The following is an 18209-nucleotide window of genomic DNA, read 5'->3' on the forward strand; positions in this document are numbered from 1 at the left end:
TGAAGGACGGGTTTGGTAGCACGCGCTCTCGCAGCGTTCAACCGTTGTCTGCGGCCTCGTTCGAGAGCGCGCGCACGGCTCGCGACTGGAACGCTCCTCGTGACCGGTATAAGACTCCCGCCGCCATGACGAGCACCCAGGCCGAGATCGACCTTTCGTACAGCGTCTCGAACGAGTTCTTCAAGCTCTGGCTCGACGAGAACATGCACTACACCTCGGCGAGCTTCTTCACCGGGAAGGAGACGCTCGAGGAGGCGCAGATCCAGAAGTCCCGCGTGCTCTACGAGTACGCCGAGATGACGCCCGACAAGCTCGTCCTCGACATCGGCTGCGGCTGGGGCTCGAACCTCCTCTATCACTCGACGCGCGGCACCAAGGTCGCGCACGGCATCACGCTCTCCACCGGCCAGTGCGACTGGGCGAACCAGAAGATGAACCTGCCCGAGACCTACGAGGTCAAGCTGCAGGACTTCTGGAAGTACGAGCCCGCCGTGAAGTACGACGCGCTCCAGTCCATCGAAATGATCGACCACGTCGTCTCGCCCCAGCAGTCGACGCAGGGCCTCGCGATCGACCTCTACCGGAACTACTTCGAGCGCTGCTGGCATCTCGCGAAGCCCGGCGCGTGGTTCGGCTTCCAGGCGATCCTCCGCGACCGCGTGCCGCGCAATCGCAAGGACCTCGAGGACCTCAAGTTCACGGCCGACGTCATCTTCCCGGGCGGCCTCAACCCGCGCCTCGAGGAGCTGATCGTCGCCATCCGCCCGTTCTGGGAGTGCGTCGAGATGCGCACCCAGCGCGAGAGCTACGGCAAGACCACCGGCGAGTGGCTGCGCCGCCTCCGCGAGAACGAGCGCGAGATCCGCAAGCAGTGGGGCGATCAGGTCTACGTCGACTACGAGCGCTACCTCGACACGTGCGTGCGCGCCTTCGCGAACCACTGGTCGAGCGACGTGCAGATGAAGCTGCGTCGTTGCGACCTCTGAGCGCCACCCGCCTGCCGCTGCTCCTCGCCGCGATCGTCGTCACGACGGTCGCGGCGTCTGCGTTCGCACAGCCAGCCGTCGGACGCACCGCGGAGCGCATCGCGATCATCGGCGGGCGCGTGGTGCTCGGCGGGTTCGGCGGTGCGCTGTGGATCCACGACGGCGATCGCACCCGCCCGCTGCCCTCCGACGACGCGCACGCCGATCCCTTCCGCTGGATCACGCGCGGTGATCGCCTCGTGATCATCGGACGCCACGGCGTCTCGACGCTCGGCGAGACCGCGGTCGCGCCGCTCCCCTCGATCCCCGATCACCAGATCCTCGATGCCGTGCCCACTGCGCGCGGCGTGGTGTCGCTCGCGCTCGGCGTGTCGTGCGCCGGCCAGGGCGAGGACGAGGTCTGCACCGAGTCCGACACGCGCGAGCTCTACGACGCGACCACGCGCATCACCGGGTCGCTCGCGGGCGCCGACCTCCTCTCGTTCGACGCCTCGGAGGACGGCGCGACCATCGTCGTCGGCGTCGCGCGCGAGAGCGCCTCGCTCCTCGTGCTCGCGCGGCGGCCGGAGGGATGGTCGGCCGAGTCGTCGTACCCGCTCGGCGCGACCCTCGGAGACGTCCCGGCGCGCGTCGCGCTCTCGCCGAGCGCACGCTACGCCGTCGCGTTCCTCCAGGGCGGCACCGTCGTGATCGTCGATCGCCGCGGCGGCGAGCCGCGCCGCGTGTCGGTGGGCGAGGGCGCCTCGTGGGCATGGGCGTTCGACGCCGCCGAGGAGCGCCTCGCGGTCGCGCACGCGCGCACCTCCGTCACGCTGGTCGCGCTTCGCGACGGCACGTCGACCGAGCGCGCCATCGCGCCCGAGATGGTCGACCTCGGGCGCGACTGCCTCGCGCTCACCACCGACGCGCTGCTCGTCGCGTGTCAGCGCCTCTCCGCGCCGACGCGCGTCGCGCTCACGACGACGGCAGGATCGGCGAGCGCGCTCCCGGCTCGATGATCCACAGCTGGTACGTCGTGCGCGTCACCGCGACGTGCAGCCGGCGCCGCGACTCGCGATCGTCGGGATACGTCCGCGCGCTCACGTCGGGCAGCACCACGTAGTCGAACTCGAGCCCCTTCACCGCGTCGACGTGCGTCACGTCGATGCCCGGCTCGAACGTGAAGTCGCCCTCGAGCACCAGCCGCACCCGCGGCGTGTCCGACAGCGCGTCGTGCGCGAGCCGCGCCGCCTCTTCGTCGCTCGCGATGATCGCGATCGACGCGCGCGGCTCGCGCTCCGCGAGGTCGCGCACCGCGCTCGCCATGACCAGCTGCGCGTGCGCGTCGTCGGGGAACGCATCGCGCACGACCGGCACGCCCTCGCGCGCCGCGCGCACCGCGTCGTCGGGCGCCTGCACCCCGAGCACCGCGCGCGCGAGCTCCGCGACCGGGCGCGGGCAGCGATACGAGATCGACAGCTTCACCTCGCTCGCGCCCTTCGCGCCCAGCGCGTCGAGCGAGCGCGCCCACCCCGCGAACCCGGTGCCCGTCTGCTGCGCGTCGTCGCCCGCGAGCGTCACGCTCGGCGGCTGCTGCACCAGCGCGCGCAGCACCGAGAGCTCGAAGAGCGAGAAGTCCTCCGCCTCGTCGAGCACCAGGTGCGCGATCCGTGCGCTCCCGATGCCCCCACGCCACGCGCGCAGCCACAAGAAGATCGGCAGGTCCTCGAGATCGATCGAGCCCGCCGTCGCCTCGGGCGTGTCCTCCCACACCTGACGCCCGTCGATCGTCGTCTTCGCCGCCGTGTCGGTGATGCTCGCGAGCTCCTTCTCCGGCGAGTCCGAGAGCTGACGCATCGTGTGGCGCACCGTCTCCTCGATCGCGCTCTTCGGTAGGTCGCCCTTCGAGGCCTCCACCACGCGTCCGAGGAATTCGTAGTCGGTCAGGATCGGCGCGAGCGCGCGCTGCAGCTTCCGCACGTTGCGCGTGCGCTCGGGCGCGAGGCTCGCGCAGCGCGCCCGCAGCGCGTCGAAGAGCGCCGGGTGCCGCTTCAGCCGCAGCACGATCGCCGGCGTGTCCTGACCGATCCGCGGCACGCCGCCGAACGTCTCCTTCGCGAGCGTCAGCGCCCAGTGATCGAGCGTCGAGACCTGCTGCGCGCCCTGCACCCCGAGCGGCTCGAGCAGCCGGCGCGACAGCCGCGCGAGGCCCTCCTCGGGCACGATCACGCGCACCCGATCGACGGGATAACGCGACGGCTCGCGCGCCGTGATGCGCGCCAGCCGATGCAGCGCGACCGTGGTCTTGCCGCTGCCCGCGCTGCCGATCACCAAGAGCGGCTTCGAGGGCGGCGCCGCGATCGCCGCGTGCTGCTCCGCGTCGAGCAGCGCCGTCACGTCGGCGCGTGCCGCGCGTCCTTCCGCGCCCACGCCGATGCCCAGCGATCCACGCCGCGCCGCGACGCCCGCGCCGCCGCCCGCGAGCCCGATCGCGTGATCGTCCTGCCACCCATCCTCGCCGCGCGAGAGCGCGATCCCGTCGCCGAGGATGCGCGTCAGCACGCCGCGCTCGATCACCACGACGCGCCGCGCGATCACGGTGCCGGTCACGAGCCGTCCCGCGATCTCCTCCTCGTACTCGTCGCCCTCGCGGTAGCGGTAGAACACCTGCGCGATGGGCGCGGTGCGCCAGTCCACCACGCGCACGTCGCTGCGCGGATCGACGTAGCTCGCGTGCCCGAGCACGTAGTCGCGCACTCCGCGCTCGTCCTCGACGCGCAGGTGCGCGACGTACGGATGATCGGGATCGGGCAGCGCGCCCGGCTCCTGACGCTCGCGCAGCCGCTGCCGCACCGTCATCTCGTGCAGCAGCGCGGGCAGGTCGTCCTCGGCGCTCGTCTGCGCCTCCTCGCGCAGCGCGCGCAGCTCGCCGGCGTCGCGCAGCCCGTCGTGCGTCGCCCGCGCGTGCTCGGCGCGCTGCAGCGCCGCGCGCACGCGCGTGAGCAGCGCCTCCTCTTCGGCGACCACGGCGTCGGTCATCAGAGCGTCCATGTCGGTCCCTCCGTGCGCATCACGAGCGGCCGAACCTGAAGACCCCGGGGAGCTCCGTCAACCCGTTGAAATCACGTGCGAAGACGTGGCAAGATGATCCTCGCGGGCGGTGGTGGGGAGGACTGCACGCGGCGCAACGGCCGTGCACGAGCACGTGGCACGTGCACGTGTACGAATCACGACGCGGCGCCGCGAGCTCGCGAGCCTCGGTGCTCCGCATCGAGGTACGCGCATGCTGTCGCGCGCCCCGGCGCCGCGACCATCGCGTCATGCGGAGCGCGCCGGCTCGCGTCGTCACCGAGCCACGTCGACCCGGACTGCTAACCTCGCCGCGGGGAGGGCACCACATGCCGCGCAAGCTGAGCTCCGACGAGACGCTCGACACCTTCGAAGACGAGATCCTCTACACCCGCGCCGCGCTCGAGGCCGACGAGGACGCCGCCGAGCTGCTCACAGAGACCGACGGTTGGCTCGCCCTCGTCGACGCGCAGCGCGCCCGCGATCGCTCGGCGCGCATCGCGGAGACGAGCGCCAGCGCGCAGCGCGCGGTCGCGAACGGCCGCCTCGACGACGCGTGCATCCGCTTCGCGAAGCAGCTCGCGCTCGACGTCCCGACGTCCTCGCCGCGCTGGAAGCGGTTCTTCTCTCGCGCGCCCAGCCAGTGGGTGACGCAGCGCCTGGTCAACCAGATCGCCGCGGTGCGGGGCTGGCTGACGATCGAAGGCGACGCCGCGCTCGACGCGCACCGCGCGGTGCTGACGCGGTGGAGCGACGCCGCGCAGGCCGCGCTCGATCGCACTGCTTCGAGCGCGCAGGTCCGCGGCGCTGCGAGGATCGGGCGCGAGGAGCTGGCCGACGACCTCACGCGCGAGCGCGACGGCCTGCACGCCGCGCTCGCCACTCGCGCGACCGAGCGAGGCCTCCCGCGCGAGTGGCCCGCGCGCTTCTTCCGGACCGAGACGCGCCGCGGCGATCGCGACGCGGACGCGCCGCCGCCGGCGCCCGCGTCCTGACGATCGCGACGCGCGATCGAACGCTTCGAAGGGCCCTCGGTGACGTGCGCGGAGCGTGATCGAACGCTTCGAACGCGCTCCTCGACGTCGCCGGAGGCCGCTCGAGCGCTTCGAACGCGCTCCGCGGGCGTCGCCGGAGGCGATTCGAAGGCTTCGAACGCGCTCCGCGGGCGTCGCCGGAGGCGATTCGAAGGCTTCGAACGCGCTCCGCGAGCGTCGCCGGAGGCGATTCGAAGGCTTCGAACGCGCGCCGCGACGCGACCGGCGGCGCCTCGCGGGCTCCGACCGCGACACGGCGGGCCCCCGGACGCCGCTTCGCACGCGTCGGTCCCGCGCCGTGATCGCGCGGGCTCGTGCAGCTCCCGGCGCCTGCTGCTCCGCCTCTCCGTGGTGGCCTCCGTCTCTGAATCGCGGCTCAGTGCGACCCCCTGCCCGTCGTGGTAGAAGCCGCGTCGCCATGGCCACCACGACGACGCATCCGGATTCCTTCAAGAGCCGCGCGACCATCGACGTCGGCGGGACGAAGTACGAGATCTTCCGACTCGACGCGCTGAAGGGCGTGGGCGACGTCGAGACGCTCCCGTTCTCGATCAAAGTGCTGCTCGAGAACCTGCTGCGCCTCGAGGACGGGAAGAACGTCACGCGCGCGACCATCGAGGCGCTCGCGAAGTACGACCCGAAGAACGTCGGCGACACCGAGATCTCGTACACGCCCGCGCGCGTGCTCCTGCAGGACTTCACGGGCGTGCCGTGCGTGGTCGACCTCGCGTCGATGCGCGAGGGCCTCGCGGCGATGGGCGGCGACCCGAAGAAGATCAACCCGCTCCAGCCGGTCGATCTCGTCATCGATCACTCGGTGCAGGTCGACGCGTTCGGCACGCTGCGCTCCTTCGAGGAGAACGTGAAGCTCGAGTTCGAGCGCAACGGCGAGCGCTACAAGTTCCTCAAGTGGGGCCAGGGCGCGTTCGACAACTTCCGCGTGGTGCCGCCGGGGACCGGCATCGTGCACCAGGTGAACATCGAGTACCTCGCGCCGGTCGTGTTCGTGCGCGATCAGGGCGGCAAGAAGCAGGCGTATCCCGACACGCTCGTCGGCACCGACTCGCACACCACGATGGTCAACGGCCTCGGCGTGCTCGGCTGGGGCGTCGGCGGCATCGAGGCCGAGGCGGCGATGCTCGGTCAGCCCGTCGCGATGCTGATCCCCGAGGTGATCGGCTTCGAGCTCAAGGGCGCGCTCAAGCCCGGCGTGACCGCGACCGACCTCGTGCTGACGGTCACCCAGATGCTCCGCAAGAAGGGCGTCGTCGGGAAGTTCGTCGAGTTCTACGGCGCGGGCATGGCGTCGCTGCCGCTCGCGGATCGCGCGACGATCGCGAACATGGCGCCCGAGTACGGCGCGACAATGGGCTTCTTCCCGGTCGACGAGAAGACGCTCGACTACCTGCGCCTCACCGGCCGCAGCGAGGACCAGATCGCGCTGGTCGAGCGCTACACGAAGGAGCAGGGCCTCTTCCGCACGAACGAGACGAAGACCCCGCGCTTCACCGACACGCTCTCGCTCGACCTCGGCGACGTGGTGCCGTCCCTCGCGGGCCCGAAGCGCCCGCAGGATCGCGTGGCGCTCGCGGACATGAAGCGCACGTGGCGCCGCGGCCTCGTCGGGTTCCTGACGAAGGAGATGCCGGCGGAGAGCACGGGCGCGCTCGACGCGTGGCTGAACGAGGGCGGCCACGACACCATCGCCGACGCGAAGGCGAAGACGGCGATCACGAAGCGCGTGGCGTGCGAGCTGCCGCGCGCGGGCAAGTTCGACATCGGCCACGGCGACGTGGTGATCGCGGCGATCACGAGCTGCACGAACACGTCGAACCCGAGCGTGCTGATCGCGGCGGGCCTCGTCGCGAAGAAGGCGGTCGAGAAGGGCCTGCAGGTCAAGCCGTGGGTGAAGACCTCGCTCGCGCCGGGCTCGCAGGTCGTGACCGAGTACCTGAAGGACTCGGGGCTGCTCACGTACCTCGAGCAGCTGCACTTCAACGTGGTCGGCTACGGCTGCACGACGTGCATCGGGAACTCGGGCCCGCTCGAGGACGAGATCAGCGCGTCGATCAAGCAGGGTGATCTGGTCGCGGTGTCGGTGCTCAGCGGCAACCGCAACTTCGAGGGCCGCGTGTCGCCCGACGTGAAGGCGAACTACCTCGCGTCGCCGCCGCTGGTCGTCGCGTACGCGCTCGCGGGCTCGGTCGATCGCGACCTGCAGAGCGAGCCGATCGGGACCGGCAAGGACGGCAAGCCGGTGTTCCTGAAGGACATCTGGCCGACGCCGGAAGAGGTCGCGGGCGCGGTCGGCAAGCACGTGAAGCGCGAGCAGTTCGAGGCGCGCTACGCCGACGTGTTCCGCGGCCCCGAGCAGTGGCAGCAGACCGAGGCGCCGAAGGGCGCGACGTTCTCGTGGGACGACGCGTCGACCTACGCGCGCAAGGCGCCGTTCTTCGAGGGCATGAGCAAGGACGTGCCGCCGCCCGCGGGCGACATCCACGGCGCGCGCGCGCTCGCGCTGCTCGGTGACTCGGTCACGACCGATCACATCTCGCCGGCCGGCAACATCAAGGCGGACTCGCCGGCGGGCAAGTACCTGCAGAGCAAGGGCGTCGCGCCGCGCGACTTCAACCAGTACGGCGCGCGCCGCGGCAACCACGAGGTGATGGTGCGCGGCACGTTCGCGAACATCCGCCTCCGCAACCAGGTCGCGCCGGGCACCGAGGGCGGCGTGACGAAGCACTTCGCCGACGAGAAGACGTTCGACGGACCGGTGACGTCGATCTACGAGGCGAGCGAGAAGTACATCGCGAGCAAGACGCCGCTCGTGGTGATCGCGGGCAAGGAGTACGGCACCGGCAGCTCGCGCGACTGGGCGGCGAAGGGCACGTACCTGCTCGGCGTGAAGGCGGTCATCGCGGAGAGCTTCGAGCGCATCCACCGCTCGAACCTGGTCGGGATGGGCGTGCTGCCGCTCGAGTTCACCGGCGGGATGAACGCGCAGTCGCTCGGGCTGGTCGGCAACGAGGTGTTCTCGATCGTCGGGATCGCGGGCGGGCTGACGCCGGGCAAGGTGCTGACGGTGAACGTGAGCGGGCCGAGCGGCGCGAAGGCGTTCCAGGTGAAGGCGCGCGTCGATACGCCGGCCGAGGTCGAGTACATGCTGCACGGCGGGATCCTGCAGTACGTGCTGCGTCAGCTGGCCTGAGACGGGACGATCGTTGGAGGTCCAACGATCGATCGAGCGCGGGCGTCGTGATCGTGCGATCACGACGCCCGTGCGCGTTTCCGGAGGAAGAGCGTGATCGATCCGCGCGCGCGGGCGCTGCAGCTCGTCACGGGGAAGGGCGGCGTCGGCAAGTCGACGCTCGTCGCCGCGCTCGCGCTCGCATGGGCGGAGCGGGGACGGCGGCCGCTGGTGGTCGAGCTCGGGCGGCGCGCCTCGATCGAGAGCGTGATCGCGGGCGCGCCGCGCGTGGGGTGGGATCCGGTCGAGGTCGCGCCCGGCGTGCACGCGACGAACGTCGAGGGCGGGCGCGCGGTGCTCGAGGTGCTCGCGCGATGGGTGCGGGTGCGGCGCCTCGCGCAGCGCGCGCTGCGCAGCGAGGTGATGCAGGCGTTCGTCGATGCCGCGCCCGGCGTGGTCGAGATGGCGACGATGGAGCGCATCCTCGAGCTGCTCGGGGACGGCTGGGATCCGGTGCTGGTCGACGCGGACGCGAGCGGGCACGCGCTCATGTTCCTCGGGCTGCCGCAGGTGTTCGACGAGCTGGGCGCGGCGGGGCCGGTCGCGGCGCTGCTCGCGCGGACGCGCGGGCTCTTCGCGGACGCGCGGCGCTCGGCGCTGCACCTCGTGACGCTGCCCGGCGCGCTCCCGGTGCAGGAGACGATCGAGCTCGAGGCGCGGCTGCGCGAGCAGGGTCACGTGGCGCTCGGCGCGGTGTTCGTGTCGCGCGCGCCCGAGGCGCCGCGCGTCTCGAGCGAGCGCGTCGAGGTGCTGCGCACGCACGCGGACGGCGCGCTGGCGCCGGAGCTCGCGTGGCTCGCGCGCGACGTGGCGCTCGCGGCGGAAGCGCGAGCGCGCATCGACGCGCTGCGGGCGCGGATCGGTCGTGACGTGATCGAGCTGCCCGAGATCGACGAGACGCGCCCGAGCATCGATGCGCTGCGCGCGCTCGGGCACATCGCGCTGCGAGGCCTCGCTTGATCCCGTCGCGCGAGACGCGCCTGCTCGTGTGCGTCGGGCCGGGCGGCGTCGGCAAGACGACGGTCGCGGCGGCGCTGGCGGTGCGCGCGGCGAGCGAAGGGCGTCGCGTCTTCCTGCTGACGATCGATCCCGCGCGGCGGCTCGCGGATGCGCTCTCGATCTCGCTCGAGGACGAAGCGTCCGAGGTGCGCGTCGACGGACCGGGCCGCCTCGACGCGGCGATGCTCGACACGCGCGCGAGCTGGGACGCGTTCGTCGCGCGCGTCGCGCACGACGACGAGACGCGCGCGCGCATCCAGCACAACAGGGTGTACCAAGCGTTCTCGCGCACGCTCGCGCGCTCGCACGCGTACGTCGCGATGGAGCGGCTGCACCACGTGCTCGCGGCGCGCGACGCGGACGGACGCGCACGATGGGATCTGGTGGTGCTCGACACGCCGCCGACGCGGAGCGCGCTCGACGTGCTCGATGCGCCGTCGAGCCTGACGCGCTTCGTCGACGAGCGTGTGGTCGGGGCGCTCCTCGGAGGAGGCGCGCCCGGCGCGGCGGTGGCGAAGCGCGTGCTCGGGTGGATCATGGGCGAGCGGCTCGCGGGTGAGCTCGCGACGTTCCTCGCGACGTTCGCGCCGCTGCGCGCCGGGTTCGCAGCGCGCGCGAGCGAGGTGCACGCGCAGCTGATCGCGCGGTCGACGTCGTTCGCGCTGGTCGCGGCGCCGCTCGCGGCGCACCTCGGGGACGCGGCGTTCCTCGCGGGGGATCTCGCGCGGCGTGGGATCGCGCTCGACGTGCTCGTGGTGAACCGCGCGTTCCACGTCGCGCCCGACGGGCGCGCGCGCGAGGGCGAGCTCGACGAGTCGCACGCGCTCGCAGTGCTCGCGTCGGCGCCCGGTGGGAGCGCGCGCGAAGCCCGGCTCGTGCTCGACGAGGCCCGCCGCACCGAGCGACGCGCGCAGAGCGAGGACGCGCGCGCCGGCGTGGCCGCACGCGAGCTCGCGCGCGAGACGCGCGCGGCGCGCACGATCACGTTGCCGCGTCTGCCGCGCGAGCCGGTGACGCCCGCCGCGCTGCGCGCGCTGCTCGACGCGGCGCGCGACCTCAGCGCTGACGCAGCAGCTGTGCGTTGAGCAGCACCACGCCGCGCTCGACGACCTCGACGTGACGCGTCTGGGCGCGATGTCCCGGCGCGCGCACCTCGACGTCGTAACGGCCGGGCGGCACCGCGGCCTCGAACGCGCCGTCCGCGTCGGTCGTGAGCTCGATGCCGAGCGGCTGGATGCGGATCGACGCGCCCGCGAGCGGGCGCCCGTCGGAGCCCTGGATGGTCCCGCGGATCTCGCCCGGCGGGAGCGTCGCGGTCATGCGCGTCGCGACCTCGACCGGGGTGTCGCCGGCGACGACCTCGACCGTCGTCTCGAAGGGATCGCGTCCGTCGCGACGCACGACCACGCGCGCGCTCCCGGCGGGGACGCCCTCGACGGTCCAGCGACCGTCGGCGTCGCTCGTCGTGGTGAGCGGCGCGGTTCCGTCGGCCGGGTGCACCTCGATGGTCGCGCCCGCGACCGGCGCGCCGCCGTCGTCGACGACACGTCCGGTCAGCGCGCCGGTGGGGCGCAGCGCGCCGTCGTCGCTGCCATCGCCGTCGCCGTGGTCGTCGTCGCTGCCGTCGCCGCCCTCGCTCGGCCCGACGCCGAAGCGCAGCGCGGCCGCGAGCGTGACGGTGAAGCGCGGATCGATCGGCGCCGCCGGACCGCCGCTCGCGATGAACGAAGGCTGCACCTCGCTCGCGAGCACGTCGGCGTAGATACCGAGCTCGAGCAGCTCCTCCACCGCGCGCACGCGCGCGCCGAGCACGACGTGCAGCGGCGAGCCGCCGACGCTCGGCGCGCCGTCTCCGACCAGCACCCGCCACGAGAGCTCGGCGAGCGCTTCGACGATCCCGACCCGCAGGATCCCACCGACGCCCGCGAGCACCGCGTGGAAGTCGCTGACACCGAGGCTGAGCCGATCCTCGTCGGAGAGCCGATCGCTCACGCTGCGCGGCGTGGCGGCGCGCGAGTTGTCGAGGAGCCCACCGACGGCCGCGGTGACGGTCAGGTGCACGTCGTCGGCGAGGCGCGCGCGATACGAGCCCACCGCGCGCCCGCGCACCGACGTCGACTCGGCCATCAGCGAGGGCGCGTCGCTGCCGTAGATCCAGACCGCGCCGTCGAGCCCGATGCCGAGGCCCTCGATGGGCTCGGCGGCGAGCCGCAGCGTGAGCATCGGGAAGCCGAGCAGACCGCCGTCGGACTGTGTCCCGCGGGTCACGTCGTCCCAGCGCCCCTGGATCTGCAGCCCGATCGCGATCCACGGCGCGGGCGAGAACGAGCCGGCGAGCGCGCCGACGAGCCGATAACGCGTGGTGTCGGCCCACGGCTCGTCGATCGAGAGCCCGACGCCGCCGACGCCGACCAGGCTGCCCGAGAGCTCGGGGCGCAACACCGCGACCGGCACCTGATAGACGCCCGCGAGCGCGTCGGGCGCATCGCCGACGACCGTCGTTCGTGGCTGCGCCGCCGCATGGCCCACGAACGCGAGCACCACGGCGAGCAGCGCCGAGGCCGCCATCCCGGCACGACCACACCCTGCACGAGCGATTCGCAGGAGCGAGACGTCGGCGGAAGAGCGCATCCGTGGTCGGAGGCTAACGGTTCGTGGCATTCCGCCGCAATCGGTGATCGATCCAGATCCACGCGTCGGCGACGTTCGTCCCCGTGGGCCCGGTGACGAGGCGCGCGCCCGTCGCCGCGAAGAACGCGTGAGAGTCGTCGCCCTGGAGGAGCGCGTGGCCGTCGAGGCCGAGCGCCTCTGCGCGCGCGACGACGTCGTCGTCCACCCACACCGCTGCCGCGTCGCTCGATCCGTCGACTCCGTCGGTGGCGATCGCGACGAACGTCCCGTGCGGTGCGCCTTCGTTCGCGAGGGCGAGGGCGGCGGCCTGGTTGCGCCCGCCGCGCCCTCGGCCCCGCACGGTCACGGTGCTCTCGCCGCCCGCAATCCAGACGTCGAAGCCTTCGCGCGCACAGCGCGCGCGTGCATCACGCACGAAGCGCGGCCCGGCATCGCGCGCCTCACCTGCGATGCGCTCCGCGGCGACGCCCGCACGGAGCCCGCGTCGAGCGGCTTCGGCGCGCGCACCCTCGAGCGCGGTGCCCACGTCGGCCGCGACGACCTCGCGCACGCTCGCGAGCACGTCGTCGCCGATGCGGTGCTCGGCGCGCGTCGCGATCGCGCGACGCGCCGCGGGCGAGAGGAGCGGCTCGACGCCGCGCCGCGCGATCACCTCGCGCGGATCGGGCGACGCTGCAGGCCGCGCGCACGGCCCCGACGCGACGAGTGAGGTCGGCCCATCGGTCACGTCGGAGATCACGACGACGAGCACCTCGGCCGGGAAGAGCGCCTCGGCGAGCCCGCCGCCCTTCAGCCGCGACAGGCAGCGACGCACCGCGTTCAGCTCCGCGATGTCGGCGCCCGCGTGCATCAGCGCGCGCGCGACGCGCGCGATCTCGTCGATGCCCACGCCCTCGACCGGTCGCTCGAGCATCGCCGAGCCGCCGCCCGAGACGAGCACGAGCGCTCGGTCGCCGGCGCCGAGCGAGCGCGCCAGTGCCTCCATCTCCGCGCCGTGCTCCGCCGCGTCCGTCGCGGGTGCCGGATGCGCGCCGCGCCGCACCGTGATCGCCGGATGCGCGAACGGCGAGCCATCGAGCGCGATGACCATGCCGCGCTCGACCTCGAGCTCGTCGAGCGCGCCCTCGGTCATGCCGCGCGCGGCCTTGCCGAACGCGAGCACCGTCCACGGGCCACGTGCGCGCGCGCCTTCACGGCGGAGCGCGTCGCGCGTGCACGCGCGCGGATCGACGGCCGCGATCGTGGCCCGCGCCAGCGCGCTCGCGAGCTCCGCGCTCACGCGTCGTCGGGGCGATTCGCCTTCTGGTCTTCGAGCAGGCTCAAGCTGATCGCCAGCGCGCGGCGCGCGCGCTCGAGCAGCTGCGTATCGGTGTCGATCTTCCCGCGCGCCTTCGCGAGGCTGCCGGTGAGCGAGCGCTCGCTCGTCTCGAGCGACTGGATGCGGCGCGCCTGCTCGGCCGACACCGACTCGATCTGCTCGATGCGGGCGCGCGCGTTCGCGAGCGCGGCCTTCGTGTCGTCGAGCTCGCGGTTGCGCGCGGCCAGCTCGCTGCGCGTGGACGCGAGCTGTTCCTGCGTCGACGCAAGCTCGCCCTGCGTCGTGACCAGCTCACCTTGCGTGGCCGCGAGCTCACCCTGCGTGGCCGCGAGCTCGCCCTGCGTGGCCGCGAGCTCACCCTGCGTGCGCTCGAGCTCGGTGGCGGTCGATGCCAGCTCGCCGCGCGTCGTCGCGAGCACACTCTTCGTGGTCTCGAGCTCCGCGCTCGTGCTCTCGAGCTCGGCCGCGGTCGCTTCGAGCGCCGCCTTCGTCGACGAGAGCTCGCCGCGCGTGGTCGCGAGGTCGCTCTTGGCGGTCGCGAGGTCGCTCTTGGCGGTCGCGAGCTCGTTGCGCGTGGTCGAGAGCTCGCCCTTGGTCGACTCGAGCTCGCCCTGCGTGGCCGCGAGCTGTCCGCGCGTCGCGTCGAGCGTGGCGCTCGTCTGCGCGAGCTCTCCGCGCGTCGTGTCGAGCGCGGCCTTGGTCTCACCGAGCTCTTCGTTGGTCGCGCTCAGCTCACCGCGCGTCGCGTCGAGCGCGCTCTGCGTCGTGTCGAGCTCGCCCTTGGTCGCGTCGAGCTCTCCACGCGTGCTCGCGAGCGCCGCCTTCGTCGCGTCGAGCTCGCTGCGCGTCGTCGCGAGCGTCGCCTTCGTCTGCGCGAGCTCGCCCTCGGTGCTCTCGAGCGTGGCCTTCGTCGCGTCGAGATCGCTCTGAGTCTGCTCGAGCTTTTCGAGCGTCACCGCGTTGCTGGACTCCGCCTCCGCGAGCTTGCGGCCGAGCGCCGCGATCTCACCCGAGTGCTTGCGCTCGGCGTCGTCGGTCGCCTTTCGATGCGCGCCTTCGAGCTCGGTGCGCAGCGCGACGAGCGCAGCGTCCTTCGCGCGCGTCGCCTCGCCGAGCGCCGCGTCCTTGGCGCGAGCCGCTTCCGCGAGCGCCTCGTCCTTGCTGCGCGCGGCATCGGTCAGCGCCGCGTCCTTGTCGCGCGCGGCGTCCGCGAGCGCGTCCTCGCGCTGCCGCTCGAGCTCTGCGCGCAACGTCGCGAGAGCCTGCTCCTGCGCCGCAGCCGCAGCCGCGAGGGCCTGCTGCTGTGCCGCGGCTGCCGCCGCGCGCGTCGACGCCAGCGCGCCTTCGTGCTCCTCGCGCAGCTTCGCCGTCGCGGCCTCGTGCGTGCGCCGCGCGTCGTCGAGCGCGACCGCATGGCCCGCCTCGGCCTCGGCCGTCTGCTCCTCGAACCGGCGCTCGAGATCCGCGATCGTGCTCGCGTTCTCCTCGCGCATCGCCTCGAGCGCTGCCGCGTTCTCTTCGGCGAGGCGCGCGACGTCCGCCGCGCGCGCGTTCTTCTCGGCGTCGAGCTCGTCGCCGATCTTCTTCGCCTTCGCCTCGGCGCGCTCGAGCCGCGCCTTCGTGTCCTCCGCGCGCTTGTTCGCGGCGTCCTTGTCGGACGAGAGCGCCTCGATGCGATCCTTGTGGTCCGCGATCTCGCGCTCGAGCTCGAGGTGCTTGTCGCTGGCGTCGGCCTTCTCGCGCTCGAGGCCGAGGTTCTTGTCGCGGAGATCGAGCAGCTGCTTGTCGCGCGCGGAGACCTGATCCTTGAGGTCGAGGATCTCCTTGTCCTTCTTGTTCAGCGCCTCGCGCAGATCGAGGAACTCGCGGCTCGAGATGCCGCCTCCGCGCGCGGCCGACGCGGCGGTCTTCTTGAGGTCCGCGACCTCGCGCTCGAGGCGCTCGATCTCGGCCTGCTTGCGCGGCAGCGTCGACGCCTTCTCCTCGGCCTCGTCGAGCTTGCGCTTGGCGTCCGCGACCTCGTCGCGCAGCGTCGCGCGCTCCGTCTCGAGCGTCGCACGCTCGGTTTCGAGGGCCGTGCGCTGCGTCTCGAGCGCGGCGACGCGCTCGCGCAGCTCCACGAGCGCGCTCTCGTCCACCGCGGGCGGAGGCGGGGCGACGCTCGCGGCCTTCGGCGTCGGAGCGATGCTCGCGGGCTTCGGCGTCTGGAGCGCGGCCGCCGCGACGCGCGGCGGCGTCGTCGCGATCGAGGTCGGCTTGGGCGGAGGCGCGCTGCGTCCCGCCGGGGGCTTGGGCGGTGCGGGCGCCGGAGCGGGCTCGGCCTTCTTCGCGGCGCTGGGCGCGAGGAGGCCCGGCGGGATCACGCCGACGGTGGTCGCTTCGTCCTCGCCGCCGTCGAGCATGAGCGAGTCGAACGCGTTGTCCGCGAACGCATCGATCTCGTCGTCGACGTTCTTGCGCGAGAGCATGTCGGTCGGCTCGGGATCCTCGGCCTCGAGCGCCACCTCGACGTCCGCATCGCCGATCGGCTCCGCCGACGACACCTCGAGCGAGAGGGGATCGAGCGCGACGAGCGCGCCGACCTTCTCCACCAGATCGTCGACCGAGATGGGCTTGCGGAGGTAGTCCTCGGCGCGCGTGCGCAGCTTGCGGTGCTGCTCGAAGATCTCCTCGGTCGCCTCGCTCGAGAGGATGATGACCGGGATCGACGCGGTCTCCGGTGCCTTCTTGAGCTTCTTGCAGACGAGGAACCCGTTCATCTGCGGGAGCTCGATCGTCAGCAGGATGAGGTCGGGACGCTCCTGCGAGGCGCGGTCGACGCCCGCGTTCCCGTCATCCGTGATCTCGACGTTCGCCCCGTGCCGCCTGAGCCTCGCGCTCACCTCGTTCGCGAAATCGGCGTCGCTCTCGAAGAACAGGATGCGCTTGCCCATGAGCTCCTCGGACCGGGCGCCCTCGTGGAAGGGCGTAGAGCCCGAGAGGATAGAAGGGCGCGCTCCGACGTGTCAACGTTGGAAATGGGGTGAACGCCCCGCTTTTCCTTCGTTTTTCGCCGATTTCGAGCCACGTCGAGCACGCGTCGCGAGCGCGGCGGAGCCCCGCTCGGGCGCTCGCGCAGCCGGCGCCGCGCGCACGCACGGGCGCCCCGGGGAGCTCAGTGCTGGACGCGCGCGGACGCGGCGAGCTGGATCATCGTCTGACGGTCGAGATCACCGGTGAACGCGTAGGTCAGCCCGTCGTGCTCGACGACCGGCACCGTGTAGCCGCGCACCTGTCGGTAGTAGAGCTCGCGCCCGTGCAGGCTGACGCGCTGCGCACCGCTGAAGATCTGGACCGGCATCGCGCGCTGTGGCCGCTCGAACACGACGACCGTCACGCGATGTCCGCGCACGTCGTAGTAGAACGCCGCGGCATCGCGCTCGCGGATGTTCGACAGGCGCGCGCCGAGGAGCCGCGCGTCCGCGCGATCGAACTCGACCGGACGCACCGGGAACTCGAGCTTGCCGCGGAACCAACCGACGACCTGCTGCGGCGGCCCGGCGACCTCCGCGGGATGATCGCTCGAGTGCCGGCGCACGACGTCTTCGAAGAGCGGCATCGTCGTCGCCGCGACCGCCGCCTCGTCCGCCTCGCCGTCGTCGGTGCGCGCGCCGAGCGCCACGAAGAACACCGCCGCGGCGGCGGCCGGCACCGCGTAACGCGCCGGCAGCATCCACACCCGCAGCCCGCGCCGACGACGCGGCTCGCGTCGCGGAGACGGAGCCGCGCTCACGGTCTCCTCGGTGATCGCGGCGGGCGTGACCGAGCGCGGCGGGGGCGCCGACTGGATCGCGGTCAACACACGCAGACGCAGGTGCTCGGGCGCCTTCACGGTCCCGAGCTCCTGCTTGATCGTCTGCTTCACCGAGCGCGCGAACGCCGCGTGCTCACGGCACACGGGGCAGCTGGCCAGGTGGCTGTCGAACTCCACCTGGGCGCTCGTATCCAGCTCGCCGTCCACCAGGGCGTCGAGGTGCCGGCGGACGACGCGACACGGGGTCATCCAGCCACCTCCCGCGTGCGACGGTAGGCCTCGAGCGAGATCGGCTCGCTCGTGCCCTCGGTCTTGTCGTCGATGATCCCCATCTGCACTGCAGTGTCGACCAGCCTGTGCTGCATCTGCTTCCGCGCGCGGTGGAGACGCGACATGACGGTGCCGATCGGGCACCCGACGATGTCGGCGATCTCTTTGTACGAGAGCTCCTCGACGTCGGCCAGGACGATCATCAGGCGATGCTCGTCGCTCAGCTCGTCGAGCGCGTTCTGGATCTCCTTCACGACCAGCGGGCGCATCGCGTCACCGACCGGATCGGTCAGCGCGCGCATCGCGGCGCGGCTCATCACGCCGTCACCCACGGGCTCGGCCTCGTCACCGTCGAGCACGCGCCGCTCGCGCGTGTTGCGCCGGTACTTGTTGATGAACGTGTTGGTGAGCACGCGGAGGAGCCACGCGCGCAGGTTCGTGCCGGGCTCGAAGCGGTCGTAGAAGCGATACGCCTTCAGGAAGGCATCCTGGACCAGATCCTCCGCGTCCGACTCGGAGCGGGTCAGCCGGAGGGCCGCGCCGTACAGCGAGTCGAGGTGGACGAGCGCCTCCTTGGCGAACTCGTCACGGAGGGGGTTCGGGGTGTCGTCGCTCAGGGCCATCGCAGTCTTTCTGGGGCCTGCGGTCCGGGTCGTCCCCGGAGCCGCTCGAACCGGTGCCCCACGGTTGCCACGAGCCGCCCGGGGCTATCGGGACGTGCATCCCGAACCCCCGGTCGTCGTGGCTCATTCCGGAGTACGGACCACTCGGCTCCGGAATGTCGTGGGCCGCGACGGTAGCCATGCGGTCGGGCCACGGAAGGCCGCGAGAACCGATTTCAGTCCGAATCTCGTCGCGCCGCGACGGAACGACGAGCGCCGCC

General features: G+C 72.5%; 12 protein-coding genes. 6 read left to right on the forward strand and 6 right to left on the reverse strand.

Going from position 1 to position 18209, the window contains the following annotated elements; all coding sequences use genetic code 11:
- The first annotated feature begins 125 nt into the window (after window positions 1-125).
- Both DB32_RS16600 and DB32_RS16605 read left to right on the forward strand, forming a co-directional pair.
- Window positions 126-986, forward strand: coding sequence for a class I SAM-dependent methyltransferase (locus tag DB32_RS16600; protein ID WP_053233436.1), 861 nt, complete (start codon window positions 126-128; stop codon window positions 984-986).
- Window positions 974-1984, forward strand: coding sequence for a hypothetical protein (locus tag DB32_RS16605; RefSeq protein WP_053233437.1), 1011 nt, complete (start codon window positions 974-976; stop codon window positions 1982-1984). The genes DB32_RS16600 and DB32_RS16605 overlap by 13 nt, the downstream gene beginning before the upstream one ends.
- Here DB32_RS16605 and DB32_RS16610 read toward each other — a convergent pair.
- Window positions 1941-4016, reverse strand: a complete 2076-nt coding sequence (locus DB32_RS16610) for an ATP-binding domain-containing protein (protein ID WP_053233438.1) — start codon at window positions 4014-4016, stop codon at window positions 1941-1943. The genes DB32_RS16605 and DB32_RS16610 overlap by 44 nt on opposite strands.
- A 347-nt stretch (window positions 4017-4363) precedes the next feature.
- Between DB32_RS16610 and DB32_RS16615 the strand changes: the two genes are divergently transcribed.
- From DB32_RS16615 to DB32_RS16630, 4 genes are all read left to right on the forward strand, one after another.
- Entirely contained in the window at window positions 4364-5029 is a 666-nt protein-coding gene (locus DB32_RS16615) for a hypothetical protein (RefSeq protein ID WP_053233439.1), read from the forward strand.
- Between the two features lie 457 nt (window positions 5030-5486).
- Window positions 5487-8276 (forward strand): aconitate hydratase AcnA, encoded by a 2790-nt coding sequence (gene acnA, locus DB32_RS16620; protein ID WP_053233440.1) that lies wholly within the window; start codon window positions 5487-5489, stop codon window positions 8274-8276.
- A 93-nt stretch (window positions 8277-8369) separates the two neighbouring features.
- Complete coding sequence (locus DB32_RS16625) at window positions 8370-9275, forward strand: ArsA family ATPase (protein WP_053233441.1); 906 nt, start codon at window positions 8370-8372, stop codon at window positions 9273-9275.
- A complete protein-coding gene (locus tag DB32_RS16630) occupies window positions 9272-10399 on the forward strand; it encodes an ArsA family ATPase (RefSeq protein WP_053233442.1) in 1128 nt (375 codons plus the stop codon). The genes DB32_RS16625 and DB32_RS16630 overlap by 4 nt, the downstream gene beginning before the upstream one ends.
- Here the strand turns inward: DB32_RS16630 and DB32_RS16635 are convergent.
- The 5 genes from DB32_RS16635 to DB32_RS16655 all read right to left on the reverse strand — a co-directional run bounded on the left by DB32_RS16635 (window position 10371) and on the right by DB32_RS16655 (window position 17949).
- Complete coding sequence (locus tag DB32_RS16635) at window positions 10371-11882, reverse strand: carboxypeptidase-like regulatory domain-containing protein (protein WP_053233443.1); 1512 nt, start codon at window positions 11880-11882, stop codon at window positions 10371-10373. The two genes, DB32_RS16630 and DB32_RS16635, sit on opposite strands and share 29 nt — an antisense overlap.
- Window positions 11883-11958: 76 nt before the next feature.
- Window positions 11959-13224: a glycerate kinase type-2 family protein gene (locus tag DB32_RS16640; RefSeq protein ID WP_053233444.1), complete on the reverse strand. Its 1266-nt coding sequence runs from the start codon at window positions 13222-13224 to the stop codon at window positions 11959-11961.
- Window positions 13221-16196 (reverse strand): response regulator, encoded by a 2976-nt coding sequence (locus DB32_RS16645; RefSeq protein ID WP_053233445.1) that lies wholly within the window; start codon window positions 16194-16196, stop codon window positions 13221-13223. Before DB32_RS16645 ends, DB32_RS16640 begins: the two co-directional genes overlap by 4 nt.
- Before the next feature lie 221 nt (window positions 16197-16417).
- Window positions 16418-17305 carry a zf-HC2 domain-containing protein gene (locus tag DB32_RS16650; RefSeq protein ID WP_053233446.1) on the reverse strand — a complete coding sequence of 296 codons (888 nt, stop codon included), beginning with the start codon at window positions 17303-17305 and terminating at the stop codon, window positions 16418-16420.
- The gene (locus DB32_RS16655; RefSeq protein WP_053233447.1) at window positions 17302-17949 is read right to left on the reverse strand and encodes a sigma-70 family RNA polymerase sigma factor; all 648 of its coding nucleotides are present in this window, start codon (window positions 17947-17949) and stop codon (window positions 17302-17304) included. Before DB32_RS16655 ends, DB32_RS16650 begins: the two co-directional genes overlap by 4 nt.
- Window positions 17950-18209: the final 260 nt, after the last annotated feature.

The organism is Sandaracinus amylolyticus (assembly GCF_000737325.1).
Classification (GTDB): Bacteria; Myxococcota_A; Polyangia; order Polyangiales; family Sandaracinaceae; genus Sandaracinus; species Sandaracinus amylolyticus.